Genomic DNA, 15,330 nt, shown 5'->3' with positions numbered 1-15,330 from the left:
ATGACCAACCGTCGCAACATTCTCAAAGGTGTCGCCGCCGCAGGTGCTCTGGGCACATTCGGCGCAGGCTACGCAGAAACCGTCCAGAAACTTGCCAAAGGCAAATGGTCCGGCAAGAAACCCCGCGACGAGCATGTCGTGGGCAATTCGATCCCCGCCGAATTCACGATTGATCCGGAAACCGGCGATGTGACGCTCAACCCCGATCAGGCGATGAGCTACACCATGTGCATCGGCTGCACGACCATGTGCGGCGTGCGGGTGCGGGTCGATAAAAAGGCCAACAAGGTGCTGCGCGTGGCGGGCAATCCCTATTCCCCGATGAGCACGGACCCGTTCATCCCCTATGAATCCTCCGTGGCCGAAAGCTTTGCCGCGATGGCACAGGCCGGACCGGGGCAGGGGCTGACACGACGCTCCACCGCCTGCGGGCGCGGCAATGCCGTGCTCGAACAGGTGGACAACCCGCGCCGCGTGCTCAAGCCGCTCAAACGTGTCGGCCCGCGTGGGTCGGGCAAATGGGAGACTATCAGCTTCGAACAACTCGTCGAGGAAGTGGTCGAAGGAGGTGATCTCTTTGGCGAAGGCTCTGTTGCCGGTCTGCGCGAGATCCGCGACCTTGAAACCCCCGCCGTGGAGGGCGCGCCGGAATTCGGTCCGCGTGCCAATCGTCTGGTGTGGATGAACTGCGTCGATGACGGGCGGGACAATTTCGTCCTGCGCTGGCTGAAACAGAGCTTCGGATCCAACAACTTCACCCGCCACGGCAGCTATTGCGGCGGGGCCTATCGCTCCGGCTCGGGCGCGATGTTCGGTGATTTCAAAGCCATGCCCCATGCCAAGCCGGATTTCTCCAACGCGGAGTTCATCATCTTTGCAGGCACCGCACCGGGCAACGCCGGCAACCCGTTCAAACGCATCGGCAATCTGGTCGCCAAGGCGCGTTCGGATGGCAATCTGAACTATGTCGTGGTCGATCCCGTCCTCAACAACGCCCAGAACGGCCCCTCCGGCGAACGCGCACGCTGGGTGCCGATCAAACCGGGCACGGATGGCGCGATGGCGATGGCGATGATCCGCTGGATGTTTGAAAACGAGCGGTTCAACGCAACCTATCTGGCCAACCCCTCCAAAGCGGCCGCAGATGCGACCGGTGAGACAAGCTGGTCCAATGCGACCCATCTGGTCATCACCGATCAGGACCACCCCCGCTACGGGCATTGCCTGCGCGGCTCCGACATGGGGCTGACAATCGAGGGCGAAGCCTATTCCGACGCCGATCCCTATATGGTGATTTCCGAGACCGGCCCCGTTGCCGCCGGAGCCAGCCCCGCGCCGCTGTTCCATGCGGGTGAGGCAGAGACACCGAACGGGGCGGTCAACATTAAAACCGCGCTGACGCTTCTGCGCGAGGAAGCCATGTCGCGGGAAATGTCCGACTATGCCGAAGACTGCGGCATTCCGATCGAGAAGCTCGTTGAGCTGGCCCGCGAATTCACCAGTCACGGTCGCAAAGCCGCCGTCAGCAGCCACGGCGGCATGATGAACGGGTCGGGCTTTTACAATGCCTATGCCTTGATGATGCTCAACACGCTGATCGGCAACCTGAACTGGAAGGGCGGCACGATGATCGCGGGCGGCGGTTTCTCCGAGACCAAAGGTCCGGCCTATGATCTGGTGAACTTCCCCGGCAAGGTGAAGGCCAAGGGGCTGCCTTTTGGGCGCAACGTGCCCTATGAGAAAACGACCGAGTTCAAGACCAAGAAAGCGGCAGGTGCGCCCTATCCTGCGGATGCGCCGTGGTATCCCAACGCTCCGGGGCTTGCGACGGAATGGATGTCCTCGCTGGTCAACGGCTATCCCTACGGGGCAGAGGCGCTGATCTTCCGCAACACCAACCCGATTTACGGCATTCCCGGTGTGGCGCATCTGCTCGACAAGCTGAAAGACCCTGCGGTTGTGCCGCTCATCATCTCGATTGATCCGTTCATCAATGAAAGCACGGCGATCTCGGATTACATCGTGCCGGATTCGGTGATGTATGAGACTTGGGGCTTCACCAAGCCTTGGGGCGGTGTGGCGACGAAAGCGACCTGTGCCCGCTGGCCGGTGATCGAGCCGAAGATGGCGCAAAACGCCGAAGGCCAGCGCGTCGGTCTGGAGACCTTCCTGATCGGTGTGGCCAAGCGCATGGGCCTGCCGGGCTTTGGCGACGAGGCCATTCCCGATGCGCAGGGCAAGCTGCATCCGCTCAACCGCGCCGAGGACTGGTATCTGCGCGGGGCGGTGAATGTGGCCATGACCGGAGAGCCGGTGTCTGATGCCACGGACGAGGACATCGAACTGTCCAATGTGGCGCGGATACTGGACGATATGAAAGCCACGCTGAAGCCGGAGGAATGGCGCAAGGCGGCGACGATCTTTGCCAAGGGCGGGCGTTACGAGAATATCGAGCGCAGCTATCAGGGCGACAAGGCAACCTATGCGTTCAACCCGCCGATGCTGGTCTGGAACGAGGGTCTCGGCAGTTTCCGCCGCGCCACCACGGGCACGCATTTGCCGGGCACACCGGCATGGCGCGCACCGGAGTTTTCGGACGGCTCGAAGGTCCATGACCATTACCCGCGCGAGGACTGGCCGGTGCAAGTGGTCAGCTTCAAGTCGCCGTTGCAGAACTCCTACTCCGTGGGCGCGAAGTCGCTTTTGCGCATTGTGGCCTCCAATCCGGTGAATGTCGGGCGGGATCTGGCGCAGGCGCACGGGATCAAGACCGGCGACATGGTGCGGCTGACGACTCCGGGCGGGACGCTGGAAAGCGTGGCGGTGGTGCGCGACGGGGTTGCGCCCGACACGGTTGCCATCGAGCACGGCTTCGGCCATCGCGGCTTCGGGGCGCAGGACATCACCATTGACGGGACCACCATGCCCGCAGACCCGCGTCTGGCGGCGGGTGTTCTTCTGAACGATCTGGGGATGCTGGACCCGACACGCGGCAAGGCGGGGGTCTGGGTCGATCCGGTCTCCGGCACAGCCGTGCGTCACGGTCTGCCCGCGCGGATCGAGCGGATCTGACGCCTCTGGCGACGGCAGTCCGGCTTTACCCGTTGCGCGATGTGTTGCGGGGGGAGGCGGACTGCGCCAGAATTTCAGTGATTTGCGTGTCGCTCAGGGCAACCGGATTGGCCTTCGTCGAAGAGGCGGTCAGGGCGCTCTGCGCGATCTCCGACCAGAGGTCCGCGCCACAGTGCAAGTCCTCCAGCGAGGCCAGCCCGTGATGGTCAATAAAGCCTCGCAGCGCCTCTGCGCCTTGTCCGGCGTGACAGGGTGCATCATCCGTCCCGAACACGGCCCAAAGCCACGCATCCACCTGATCGATCCGGTCGGCGGGCTGGCCGTTGTCAATCAGGGCGGCGCGGTTGACCGTCAGGGCTGCGGGCAAAAGCCGCCCGCAGATCGCCCCATGCGCCCCGCCGCGGCTGCCGATCACGGCGGCGAGACCATGCACGACACCGAGGCCGGAATTGGCGAGGGCGACACCGCTGATGTAGCTGGCGCGTGCCATCGCCTCCCGCGCTTCGGGGGCGGGGTCTTCCATAAGCTGACGCAAAGCGGTCATGGCCGCAGGGATCGTGTCGCGGCACAGGGCATCGGTCAGAGGATTGGCGCGGTTGCACAGATAGCTCTCGACCAACTGCGTCAGCGCATCCAGCCCCGTGGCAAGTGTCAGCCCTTTGGGCAGATCATCGGTCAGGGCCGGATCGACAAGCGCCAGATCAGGGAGCAGACGCGGATCGCGCAGGCTGATCTTGAGCTGGCGATCGGGGAGCGAGATCACCGCATTGCGGGTGGCCTCCGCGCCCGTGCCCGCTGTGGTAGGAATGGCGACGAAAGGCAGAGGGTCTTGTAGCACAGGGGCCGGAGAGGCACCGAAGCCGAGGTAATCGAGCACATCCCCCTCAGACACACAAAGGCCGGACACCGCCTTGCCCAGATCAACCGTCGCACCACCACCTACGGCAACAATGCAATCGGCCCCCATCCCGCGCGCCTTGGCCACGCTGCGGCGGACATCTTCCACCGTGGGCTCGCCCGCGCTTTGCAGCACCTCAACTTCCAGCCCCCACGCAACCAAATCCGCCGCCAGCACATCGGCCCAAGCCACCGACCCGCTGCGCAGCAAAAGAATGCGCTGTCCCATGCCCGCGATCTCATCGGCGGCCTGAAAGCGGCTGTCGCGGCCAAAGATCGTGCGCGCGGGTGTGAGAAGGGTAAAGCCCTGCATATCCGCCCTCCCTCAGAACCGCATCGTGGCATCGACCGCGCGTTTCCAACTGTCGTATTTCGTCTTGCGCACCTCCTCGGCCATATGCGGATGGAACTGGCGCTCCAATGCCCATGTGGCGGCGAATTCTTCCTGATTTGGATAGAAGCCCGCCTTCTGACCGGCCAGCCACGCCGCCCCCATCGCGGTGGTCTCCACGACTTTCGGGCGATCCACGGGAGCCGCGATGATGTCGGAGAGGAATTGCATGGCGTAATCCGACGCGCTCATCCCGCCATCGACCCGCAGCGCGGTTGTGGACGCGCCTTGCCAATCCGCATGCATCGCCTCCAGAAGATCACGGGTCTGATAGCCCACGCTTTCAAGTGCGGCGCGGGCGAATTCCTCGGGGCCAGAATTGCGGGTCAGCCCGAAAACCGCGCCACGACATTCGGCATTCCAATAGGGCGCGCCCAACCCTGTGAAGGCGGGGACCAGCACCACCTCCTGCGTCGGGTCGGCGCGTTCGGCCAAAGGCTGTGTCTCCTTCGCCTCGCGGATGATCTTCAACCCGTCACGCAGCCATTGCACCACGGCGCCCGCGATAAAGATCGAGCCTTCCAGCGCATAGGTCGGCTTGCCGTCCAGTTGATAGGCGATGGTGGTCAGAAGCCGGTTTTGCGAGCGCACCGGTGTGTCGCCCGTGTTCAACAGCGCAAAGCAACCGGTGCCATAAGTCGATTTGAGCATACCGGGCTGGAAACAGGCCTGCCCCACGGTGGCGGCCTGTTGATCGCCCGCGATGCCAAGGATCGGGATCGGGCGGCCAAAGAGATCGGCACGGGTTTCACCGAAGTCCGACGCGCAATCCTGCACCTCGGGCAGCATGTTCATCGGAATGTTCAACCGTTCGCAGATGGTCTGCGACCAGCGGCCCTTGCGAATGTCATAGAGCATCGTGCGGGCTGCGTTGGTGGCATCGGTCACATGGCGCTTGCCGCCGGTCAGGTTCCACACCAGCCAGCTGTCCACCGTGCCAAACGCCAGTTCTCCGGCCTCGGCACGGGCGCGCACGCCCTCCACATTGTCGAGTATCCACGCCAGTTTGGTGCCGGAGAAATAGGGATCAAGCAAAAGCCCCGTCTTCTCCGTCACCACATCTTCGAAACCTTCCGCCTGGAGCGTTTTGCAAAACTCCGAAGTGCGGCGGTCCTGCCAGACGATGGCGTTGTGGACGGGTTTACCGGTCGCGCGGTCCCAGACCAAGGTGGTCTCGCGCTGGTTGGTGATGCCAAGGGCCACAATCTCCTGCGCGCCAATCCCCGCCTTTTCGATCACCGAGCGACAGGTGGCCGCCGTGGTGGACCACAGATCGGAGGCCTCATGTTCAACCCAGCCGCTTTGCGGGAAATGCTGTGTGAATTCCTCTTGCGCGGTGGCCGTCACAGACAGGCTCTGGTCAAACAGGATCGCCCGCGTCGAGGTTGTTCCTTGATCAATGGCTAGAATATAGGTCACGCACATCCTCCCGAGGGTTTGCCAGTGTCAGTTGTCTTGTCTCTTCAAGGCAATAGCCCCGAAGGGCCATGGCGTAAAAGAGAAATGGGCGGAGCCGAAGCTCCACCCGGGGTTTGTTTACTGCCAGGACGCCACGAGGTCGTCATAGGCAACGGTTTGCGGTTCCTCGCGCTCCATCTCGATGGCCGGTTTCGGCGCACCTTCCATGGCGAGCCATTCCGCCGCGTCTTTTTCGTCGTTCATCACAGGACCAAGATCGCCCTGAATGCCCGCACGTTCGAGACGCTCCATCACGCGTTCCATGTCGGAACACAGGCTGTCGAGAGCTTCTTGTGCGGTTTTGGCACCGGACATGGCGTCACCGATATTCTGCCACCACAGTTGGGCGAGTTTCGGATAGTCCGGCACGTTGGTGCCAGTCGGCGACCAGCGCACACGATCCGGCGAGCGGTAGAATTCGACCAGACCGCCGAGTTTCGGCGCACGTTCCGTGAAGCTCTCGTGCTGGATCGAGCTTTCGCGGATGAAGGTCAGGCCGACATGGGATTTCTTCACATCCACAGTTTTGGACGTGACGAATTGCGCGTAGAGCCATGCGGCCTTGGCGCGGTCTTCCGGTGTGGATTTCATCAGCGTCCACGACCCCACGTCCTGATAGCCGACTTTCATACCCTCTTCCCAATAGACACCATGCGGCGAGGGGGCGAGGCGCCATTTCGGCGTGCCGTCCTCGTTCATCACGGCAGGGCTGTCGACCAGCGGTGCGACAAAGGTGGTATACATGAACATCTGCTGCGCGATGTTGCCCTGACCCGGAACCGGACCGGCCTCCGAGAAGGTCATCCCCATGGCCGAGGGCGGGGAGTATTTGTTGAGCCATTCCACGGCTTTCTCCACCGCATAGACGGCAGCAGGGCTGTTGGCCGCACCACCGCGGGCCATACAGGCACCGACCGGCTGGGAGTTCTCATTGACGCGAATGCCCCATTCATCGACCGGAAGGCCGTTGGGTTCGCCCTTGTCGCCCATGCCCGCCATGGACATCCACGCATCGGTGTAGCGCCAGCCGAGGGACGGGTCTTTCTTGCCGTAATCCATCGAGCCGTAGACCTCGACCCCGTCAATCTCGCGACCGGTGAAGAACTCCGCAATGTCCTCATAGGCCGACCAGTTGACCGGAACACCCAGATCATAGCCGTATTTCTCTTTGAATTCGGCCATGATTTCGGGATCGGTGAACCAGTCATTGCGGAACCAGTAGAGGTTGGCGAATTGCTGGTCGGGAAGCTGGTAGAGCTTACCATCGGGGGCGGTGGTGAACTGCAAGCCGATGAAGTCGTCGAGATCAAGACCGGGGTTGGTGACATCCGCGCCTTCGTTTGCCATGAAGTCGGTGAGGTTGCGCACCTGTTGATAGCGCCAGTGGGTGCCGATCAGGTCGCTGTCATTCACATAGGCGTCGTAGATATTCTCGCCCGACTGCATCTGGGTCTGGAGTTTCTCGACCACATCGCCTTCGCCGATCAGGTCATGGGTGACCTTGATGCCGGTGATGGCCTCGAATGCCGGTGCAAGCACCTGACTTTCGTATTCATGGGTGGTGATGGTCTCGGAGACGACCTTAATCGCCATGCCTTTGAACGGTTCGGCGGCATCGATGAACCATTGCATTTCGGCTTCCTGATCTGCCCGCGTCAGCGCGGACATATCTCCGATTTCGGCGTCGAGGAATTCCATCGCCGCCTCCATATCGGCCCATGCCGGACCGCATAGGATGCCGAGCGCAAGCGCCACGGCTGTGGTTGATTTGATCGTCTGGTTCATAGTTTCCTCCCTAATTGAACCCAATCCATTCGACGTTCCAAAACCGGCGCTCCCCGCGCCGGTTCGCACTCCTTCACACCCAGCGGAACACCGCTGCGGCATAGAGGAGACACACAATCAGCGCGGCGGGCTGTGCCGTGCCGACAAGGCCCAGCCACGCAAGATTGATGAAAGCCGACCCCAAAAGGGTAATGAACAGTCGATCCCCCCTTGTGGCCTCGATCCGCAAAACGCCAACGCGCGGCGTTTCGGGAAATTTGATCGCCAAGACGGTGAAGATCACCAACAGCGTCGCAATCGTTGCGAAAAATGCGGCGGTCGGCCAAGTCCATGCCATCCAATCCATTGTTCGATCCTCCTGCGATCAGACCCGCCCGAGGGCAAAGCCCTTGGCGATGTAGTTACGGACAAACCAGATGACGAGCGCACCCGGCACGATGGTCAGCACCCCTGCGGCGGCCAGAACGCCCCAGTCGACACCGGCGGCCCCGACGGTGCGCGTCATGGTGGCGGCAATGGGCTTGGCATCCACCGAGGTGAGCGTGCGCGAGAGCAAAAGCTCGACCCAGCTGAACATGAAGCAAAAGAACGCCGCAACCCCGATGCCTGACGCGATGAGCGGCATGAAGATCTTCACGAAGAACCGCCCGAAGCTGTAGCCGTCGATATAGGCGGTCTCGTCGATTTCCTTGGGCACACCGCGCATGAACCCTTCGAGGATCCAGACCGCCAGCGGCACGTTGAACAGGCAATGCGCCAGCGCCACCGCGATATGCGTGTCGAACAGCCCGATCGAGGAATAAAGCTGAAAGAACGGCAGGGCGAACACCGCAGGCGGTGCCATACGGTTGGTCAGCAGCCAGAAGAACAGGTGCTTGTCGCCAAGGAAATTGTAGCGCGAAAAGGCATAGGCGGCGGGCAAAGCCACAGCCAGCGAGATCGCCGTGTTCATCACCACATAGATCATCGAATTGACATAACCCATATACCACGCCTCGTCGGTGAGGATGGTGACGTAATTGGCAAATGTCAGATCACGCGGCCAGAGCGAGAAACTGCCCAGAATCTCGGCATTGGTTTTCAGGCTCATGTTGATCAGCCAGTAAATCGGCAGCATCAGGAACACGAGATAGACCGTCATCACCACAGCGCGGCTGTTGACCTTGGGAAGACTCCGCCGCTTGGTCGCGGCAACAGGTGCGGTTGCGTCTGTCATCTTAGAGGCCCTTTTTGTCGAGATTGACCATCACGGTGTAGAACACCCATGAGATCAAAAGGATCACGAGGAAATACATCAGGGAAAAGGCGGCGGCGGGTCCGAGGTCGAACTGCCCCAGTGCCATTTTCACAAGGTCGATGGACAAAAGCGTCGTGGCATTGCCCGGACCTCCGCCCGTGACAACGAACGGCTCCGTATAGATCATGAAACTGTCCATAAAGCGCAGCAGGATCGCAATCATCAGCACGCCCATCATCTTGGGCAGTTCGATAAAGCGGAACACCTTCCAGCGGCTCGCCTGATCAATCCGCGCCGCCTGATAATAGGCATCAGGGATGGATTTCAGACCGGCAAAGGCCAGAAGTGCGACAAGCGAAGTCCAGTGCCAGACATCCATGACGATGATGGTGATCCATGCGGAGACTGTGTTCTGAGTATAGTTGTAATTGATCCCGAGAGCCTCAAGCGTATGGCCCAGAAGCCCGATGTCCACGCGCCCGAAAATCTGCCATATCGTGCCAACCACATTCCACGGAATGAGCAACGGCAGGGACATGACCACAAGGCAGAAGGACGACCAGAAACCGGATTTCGGCATGTTGAGCGCCACGAAAATGCCCAGCGGAATTTCAATGGCCAGAATGATACCGGAGAACATAAGCTGGCGTTGCAGGGCATTCCACATGCGCTCGTCGCTCAGCATTTCCTCGAACCATTCGAGACCGGCCCAGAAGAACTGGTTGTTGCCGAAAGTGTCCTGCACCGAATAGTTGACCACGGTCATAAGCGGGATCACGGCGGAAAAGGCCACAAGGATCAGCACGGGCAGCACGAGGAACCATGCTTTCTGATTGGTGGTTTTCTGTTGCATCAGGCGGCCTCCCCCTCTGTTGGCGCCACGCGCCAGTCATTCGCATAGACATTCACTTTCGCGGCGTCGAAGGTGACGCGGGTCATGTCCGCGCGCACCGGATCGTCCTCGCCGGAAATGATGTTGATGTCCTGACCGAAACATTCGGCGCGGATGATCTTGTGCCGTCCTGCATCCTCGATGCGGCGGATTTTCACGGGTAGGCCTTCGCTCTCGCTCAGGCGTACAAATTCAGGCCGCACGCCGATCTCGACCTTGCCGCTCAAAGGCGCATAACGCGAAGACAAGGCGACCTCCGCCCCGTTGACATAGGCCATCCGCCCCTCGACTTTCGCGGGGATGACATTCATCCCCGGCGAGCCGATGAAATAGCCGACGAATGTATGTTCCGGACGTTCGAAAAGCTCTTCGGGTGTGCCGATCTGGACCACCCGCCCGTCATACATCACCACCACCTTGTCGGCGAAGGTCAGAGCCTCCGTCTGGTCATGGGTGACATAAATCATCGTGTGACCGAAATCGTGGTGCAGCTTCTTGAGTTGCGTGCGCAATTCCCACTTCATATGCGGGTCGATCACCGTCAGCGGCTCATCGAACAACAGCGCATTCACATCCTTGCGAACCATGCCACGGCCCAGCGAGATCTTCTGTTTCGCATCCGCCCCCAGTCCGCGCGCCTTCTTGCGCAGCATGTCTTCCATGCCGATCATCCGCGCGATCTCCTGAACGCGCTCGGCCACATAGGCTTCGTCGCGGCCACGGTTGCGCAGAGGGAAGGCCAGATTGTCCTGCACCGTCATCGTGTCGTAGACCACGGGGAACTGGAACACCTGCGCGATGTTGCGTTCTGCGGTCGGCGCATGGGTCACATCCTTGCCATCGAACAGGATACGGCCCTGCGACGGCATCAAAAGCCCCGAGATGATGTTGAGCAGCGTGGACTTGCCACAGCCCGACGCACCCAAAAGCGCATAGGCCTCGCCATCCTCCCAGTCGTAATTGAGTTCCTTGAGCGCGAAATCCGCTTCCGAGGCAGGGTTTGCCATGTAGGAATGCGCGAGGTTATCGAGTGTTATACGTGCCATTTCCGCCTCCCTTACGCTGCCATCGCATAGGCAGCAGGCGCAACGAGACGCCCGTCTTCACCGAATACATAGACGTGACGCGGATCGAGCCAGACATCGAGCGCACCCCCGATGTCGAGATCATGCACCCCGTGGATCAGCCCGACCCAGCGCGCGCCGTGGTGGTCCAGATGCACAAAGGTCTCCGAACCGGTCAGCTCCGTCACATGCAATCGGGTTGTGAATTTCAGGGCTGTCTCCGAATGTTGGAGAATTTCCAGATGGTTCGGACGGAACCCCGCCGTATAGCGCCCGTCGGGCAGGTCCGCGAGCTTGCCTGTGGCTTTGGTGCTCTGACCATCTCCGAACATCAGCTGCTCGCCCGTCTTGGCGATTTGCAGGAAATTCATCGGCGGATCGGAGAACACCCGCGCCGTGGTTGCATCGACCGGCTGGCGGTAGACGGCGGGCGTCGGCCCGAATTGCGTCACGCGGCCTTCCCAAAGCGTCGCCGTGTTGCCACCCAACAAAAGCGCCTCTTCGGGTTCGGTGGTCGCATAGACAAAAATCGCGCCCGACGCTTCAAAGATTTTCGGAATCTCGATGCGCAATTCCTCGCGCAGCTTGTAGTCGAGATTGGCCAGAGGCTCGTCGAGCAACACCAGCCCAGCATTCTTGACCAAGGCCCGCGCAAGGGCGCAGCGTTGTTGTTGCCCGCCCGACAGTTCAAGCGGCTTGCGCTCCAGCATCGGGGTGAGCTTCATCATCTCCGCGCTTTCGCGCACGCGGCGGTCGATCTCCGCACGGGAGACCCCCATCAGCCGCAGGGGCGAGGCGATGTTGTCATAGACGCTCATAGACGGGTAGTTGATGAACTGCTGATAGACCATCGCCACACGCCGGTCCTGCACCCGCATGCCGGTCACATCCTGCCCGTCCCAAATGATCCGCCCCGAACTGGGCTGATCCAGCCCCGCCATGAGACGCATCAGCGATGTCTTGCCCGACAATGTCGGGCCAAGCAGCACATTCATTGTGCCTTTTTCGAGCGTCAAATCGGTCGGGGCTATATGTGTCTGCCCCTCCACGGTCTTTGACACGCCCTGTAATTCCAGCGTCATAAGGTCCTCCTCCCCGCGCCTGATTTCTGTCTGGCCGCTTCGGCTACTCTGCCGCGGCCACCCGTTCGCGTCGGGTTTTCATCCATTCCTCCAGTGTCGCAATCTGTTCGGCATCGAGCCGGAGCCCGAGTTTCGAACGCCGCCAGATCACATCTTCAGCGGTGCGCGCATATTCGTGATCCATGAGCCAGACAACCTCCGCCTCGCTCAGTGTCGCACCGAAATCCTCTCCCAGATCCTCAGCAGTTTTCGCCGCGCCAAGCAACACCTGTGCTTCGGTCCCGTAGGCGCGCACCAGTCGTTTGGCCCAGCGATCCGTCAGAAACGGATAACGGGCGCGTAGCTGGCCAACCAAATCCGCGACCCCGTCCACCGGAAAATCGCCCCCCGCAAGAGGCACACCTGCCGTCCACGGGCCCGTCGCGTCCGGCAGATGTTCTGCAATCTTTTCAAGCGCGCTTTCGGCAAGGCGACGATAGGTCGTGATCTTGCCGCCGAAAATATTGAGCACCGGTGCGCCAGCAGTCGCATCCACCTTGAGCGTATAGTCCCGCGTCGCCGCTGTCGCTGATGATGCGCCATCGTCATAGAGCGGGCGCACACCGGAATAGCTCCAAACCACATCTTCCGCAGAAATCGGCTTTTTGAAATATTTGTTGGCGAAGGCGATCAGGTAATCGCGTTCCTCATCGGTGCAATAGGGTTTCTCGGACGGGTCGCGATGCTCCGCATCCGTGGTGCCGATCAGGGTAAAATCCGTCTCGTAGGGAATGGCGAAAATGATACGCCCGTCTGTGCCCTGAAAGAAGTAACATTTGTCGTGATCGTAAAGCTTGCGCGTCACGATATGGCTGCCACGCACAAGACGCACGCCTTCTTTCGAGGGCAGGTCAATCGTCTCGTGAATGACATTGCCAACCCAAGGCCCCGCCGCATTCACCAGCATTTTCGCATAATGGGTCTGTGCCGCACCGCTTTCCATGTCCTGCACCTCAATGCGCCACAAATCGCCTTCGCGGGCGGCGCGGGTGACTTTGGTGCGGGTCATGATCGTCGCCCCGCGCGCCTCGGCATCGCGGGCATTGAGCGCGACGAGACGCGAGTCCTCGACCCAGCAATCGGAATATTCATAGGCCTTGGCAAACCGCTCTTGCAGCCGCGCACCCTCTGGCGAGCCTCGCAGATCACGGGTCTCTGTGGCCGGAAGAATTTTGCGCCCGCCCAGATGGTCATATAGGAACAGGCCCAAACGGATCAGCCATGCGGGGCGGCGTCCTTTCATCCACGGCATCACAACGGAGAGCAGCTTGGAGGTCGGTGTTTCCGCCTCGAACCGCATATCCTTGTGATAGGGCAGCACGAAGCGCATGGGCCAGCTGATATGCGGCATGGCGCGCAACAGAACTTCGCGTTCGATCAGCGCCTCACGCACCAGCCGCACCTCGAAATACTCCAGATAGCGTAACCCGCCGTGGAACAGTTTGGTCGAGGCGGACGAGGTGGCGGAGGCCAGATCATCCATCTCCGCAAGCATCACGGAATAGCCGCGCCCTGCGGCGTCACGCGCAATTCCGCAGCCATTGATGCCGCCGCCGATCACAAACAGATCGACCGGATTCGAAACTTGCTGTGCGTTCACGCCTAGTCCTCCGTGCCTTCGCAAAAACCTACACGCGAAAAGAGAAAACTCGCAAGTCCATTTTTTCGTTTTTGTTCGTTTTAAAATTTATCACCGAATTTCAATAATTTGGGACATACGTCTTTGTATAATTTCTGCACCTGCGAAGCCGGATTTCGGATTTATTTGCCCTTCCGACAAGAATCGACTGGATTCGCGGGGGGGTAATAGGGTCTTTTAAGGAATACATAGCCAAAACGAACCAAAGCGAACCGATATGTCCAACAACTTCCGTCATCCCGAAATCGTCGAGATCGCCCGAAAGACGGGAAAAGTGACGGTAGAAGACCTCGCCGACCATTTCGGCGTGACGCTTCAGACGATCCGCCGCGACCTCTCCGAGCTTGCCGATGAGGGGAGGCTGGAGCGGGTGCATGGCGGGGCGGTGATGCCCTCGGGCACCACGAATATCGGCTATGAGGACCGGCGGCTTCTCAATGCCGAGGCGAAAACCGCCATCGCACGGGCCTGTGCCGCGCGTATTCCGAACGGAATCTCCCTGTTTCTCAACATCGGCACGAGCACGGAAGCGGTCGCGCAGGAATTGCTCCAGCATGAGGGCCTCATGGTTGTGACCAACAATATGAACGTGGCCAATATTCTCGCCACCAATCCGAAATGCGAAGTCATCGTCACCGGCGGGCATTTGCGGCGATCGGACGGCGGGCTGGTCGGCACATTGGCGGCGCAGACCATCCAGAAGTTCAAATTCGATCTCGCGGTGATCGGCTGTTCCGCGCTGGATCAGGACGGGGACTTTCTCGACTTCGACATTCAGGAGGTCAATGTCAGCCAGACCATCCTGCGCCAGTCCCGCAAGACCTACCTTGTCTCGGACCACACAAAGTTCTCCCGCAGCGCACCAGCGCGGATCGCGTCTCTGGCGGATGTGGATGCGTTTTTCACGGACCTCGAAGTTGCCCCCGACCTTGCCGCCTCGTGCGCAAGCTGGGGCACCGAAGTGGTTTACGCCGGATAGGGACGGGCGCGGCGCGTCATTCTCCGATGGATAAACCGCCGGAGGGCAGATACACGGGGGCAAACAAGGATTGGAGAGCACGGATGAGCACACAGAACCCCGAACTGGTGGAAACCGATCTGGTCTCACCCGTCCAACTCTATGACTTCGAACAAAAGACCCTGTTTTCCCCCAAAGAGCGCGGGGAGGGGTTTATCAAACTTAGCGTGACCACCGGCAAGAAAGGTGCGCGCAGTGTTGCCCATTGCCATCCGCGCGACGAGGTCACGCTCACCCTGTCCGGCGAAGCGGTCCTGCGCGCCAACGGGCAGGAGTTCTATATGAAGCCGGGCACTGCGCTGCGTGTGCCGCCGGGCTGCGTGCATGAGGTCGAAGTGCTTTCCGAGGAATGGACCGTCGTGGCCGCCTATTGCGACGAATGCCAGCTCTGCCGTCCATAAACTTCCCGTAAGACGCGCGAAGGCTCTATCACAGTCCCCCGCGCCGAATCTCCGAACTTACATCCGCCTGTCCTGCGGTTTTGAACCGTCGCGAAAAGGGGCAGGGGGTGGAGACTTCCCGACATGTGATTGAATAAAGCACAAAACTTAGGCACTTTTCGGGCATTAATAAAAAAAACAGTCTGGACAGCTTTTTTTATTTGCACCTCTGACCTCCGCCCCTAAGGCTGTGCAGATATGTCGCACTTGCCCGAAGGAATGGTGCACATCCGAAACCCGTGCGGGACACATAACGCGTTTGCACCGTCATGCCGTATCGGCGCCAAGACCAAGACGGGGCCAGCGACCCCACCGA

At 60.4% G+C, this 15,330-nt stretch carries 12 protein-coding genes; 3 read left to right on the top strand and 9 right to left on the bottom strand.

The window, feature by feature from the left end; all coding sequences use genetic code 11:
* Positions 1–3,072 (top strand): molybdopterin dinucleotide binding domain-containing protein, encoded by a 3,072-nt coding sequence (locus BM152_RS13950; RefSeq protein WP_066598704.1) that lies wholly within the window; start codon positions 1–3, stop codon positions 3,070–3,072.
* Between the two features lie 25 nt (positions 3,073–3,097).
* Here BM152_RS13950 and BM152_RS13945 read toward each other — a convergent pair whose 3' ends face one another.
* The 9 genes from BM152_RS13945 to glpD form a co-directional block, all read right to left on the bottom strand.
* The gene (locus BM152_RS13945; RefSeq protein WP_066598702.1) at positions 3,098–4,282 is read right to left on the bottom strand and encodes an iron-containing alcohol dehydrogenase; all 1,185 of its coding nucleotides are present in this window, start codon (positions 4,280–4,282) and stop codon (positions 3,098–3,100) included.
* A 12-nt stretch (positions 4,283–4,294) separates the two neighbouring features.
* Positions 4,295–5,779: a glycerol kinase GlpK gene (gene glpK, locus BM152_RS13940; RefSeq protein ID WP_066598780.1), complete on the bottom strand. Its 1,485-nt coding sequence runs from the start codon at positions 5,777–5,779 to the stop codon at positions 4,295–4,297.
* Between the two features lie 117 nt (positions 5,780–5,896).
* Positions 5,897–7,603 carry an ABC transporter substrate-binding protein gene (locus BM152_RS13935; protein ID WP_170845878.1) on the bottom strand — a complete coding sequence of 569 codons (1,707 nt, stop codon included), beginning with the start codon at positions 7,601–7,603 and terminating at the stop codon, positions 5,897–5,899.
* Between the two features lie 73 nt (positions 7,604–7,676).
* Positions 7,677–7,949 carry a DUF2160 domain-containing protein gene (locus BM152_RS13930; protein ID WP_066598700.1) on the bottom strand — a complete coding sequence of 91 codons (273 nt, stop codon included), beginning with the start codon at positions 7,947–7,949 and terminating at the stop codon, positions 7,677–7,679.
* An 18-nt stretch (positions 7,950–7,967) separates the two neighbouring features.
* Positions 7,968–8,819, bottom strand: coding sequence for a carbohydrate ABC transporter permease (locus BM152_RS13925; RefSeq protein ID WP_066598698.1), 852 nt, complete (start codon positions 8,817–8,819; stop codon positions 7,968–7,970).
* A gap of 1 nt (position 8,820) precedes the next feature.
* A complete protein-coding gene (locus BM152_RS13920) occupies positions 8,821–9,693 on the bottom strand; it encodes a carbohydrate ABC transporter permease (RefSeq protein WP_066598697.1) in 873 nt (290 codons plus the stop codon).
* On the bottom strand, positions 9,693–10,778 hold the full coding sequence (locus BM152_RS13915; RefSeq protein ID WP_066598695.1) for an ABC transporter ATP-binding protein: 1,086 nt from the start codon (positions 10,776–10,778) through the stop codon (positions 9,693–9,695). Before BM152_RS13915 ends, BM152_RS13920 begins: the two co-directional genes overlap by 1 nt.
* An 11-nt stretch (positions 10,779–10,789) precedes the next feature.
* On the bottom strand, positions 10,790–11,878 hold the full coding sequence (locus BM152_RS13910) for an ABC transporter ATP-binding protein (RefSeq protein ID WP_066598693.1): 1,089 nt from the start codon (positions 11,876–11,878) through the stop codon (positions 10,790–10,792).
* Between the two features lie 43 nt (positions 11,879–11,921).
* Positions 11,922–13,517 carry a glycerol-3-phosphate dehydrogenase gene (gene glpD / locus BM152_RS13905; RefSeq protein ID WP_066598691.1) on the bottom strand — a complete coding sequence of 532 codons (1,596 nt, stop codon included), beginning with the start codon at positions 13,515–13,517 and terminating at the stop codon, positions 11,922–11,924.
* A 256-nt stretch (positions 13,518–13,773) separates the two neighbouring features.
* Between glpD and BM152_RS13900 the strand changes: the two genes are divergently transcribed.
* Positions 13,774–14,535, top strand: a complete 762-nt coding sequence (locus BM152_RS13900; protein WP_066598687.1) for a DeoR/GlpR family DNA-binding transcription regulator — start codon at positions 13,774–13,776, stop codon at positions 14,533–14,535.
* Positions 14,536–14,618: 83 nt separating this feature from the next.
* Positions 14,619–14,975: a cupin domain-containing protein gene (locus BM152_RS13895; protein WP_066598686.1), complete on the top strand. Its 357-nt coding sequence runs from the start codon at positions 14,619–14,621 to the stop codon at positions 14,973–14,975.
* Positions 14,976–15,330 lie beyond the last annotated feature (355 nt).

Origin of the sequence: Celeribacter halophilus, from assembly GCF_900114135.1 — a bacterium.
Classification (GTDB): domain Bacteria; phylum Pseudomonadota; class Alphaproteobacteria; order Rhodobacterales; family Rhodobacteraceae; genus Celeribacter; species Celeribacter halophilus.
Note: the sequence above shows the minus strand (reverse complement) of the source record. Positions and strands in the feature narration are given on the sequence as shown.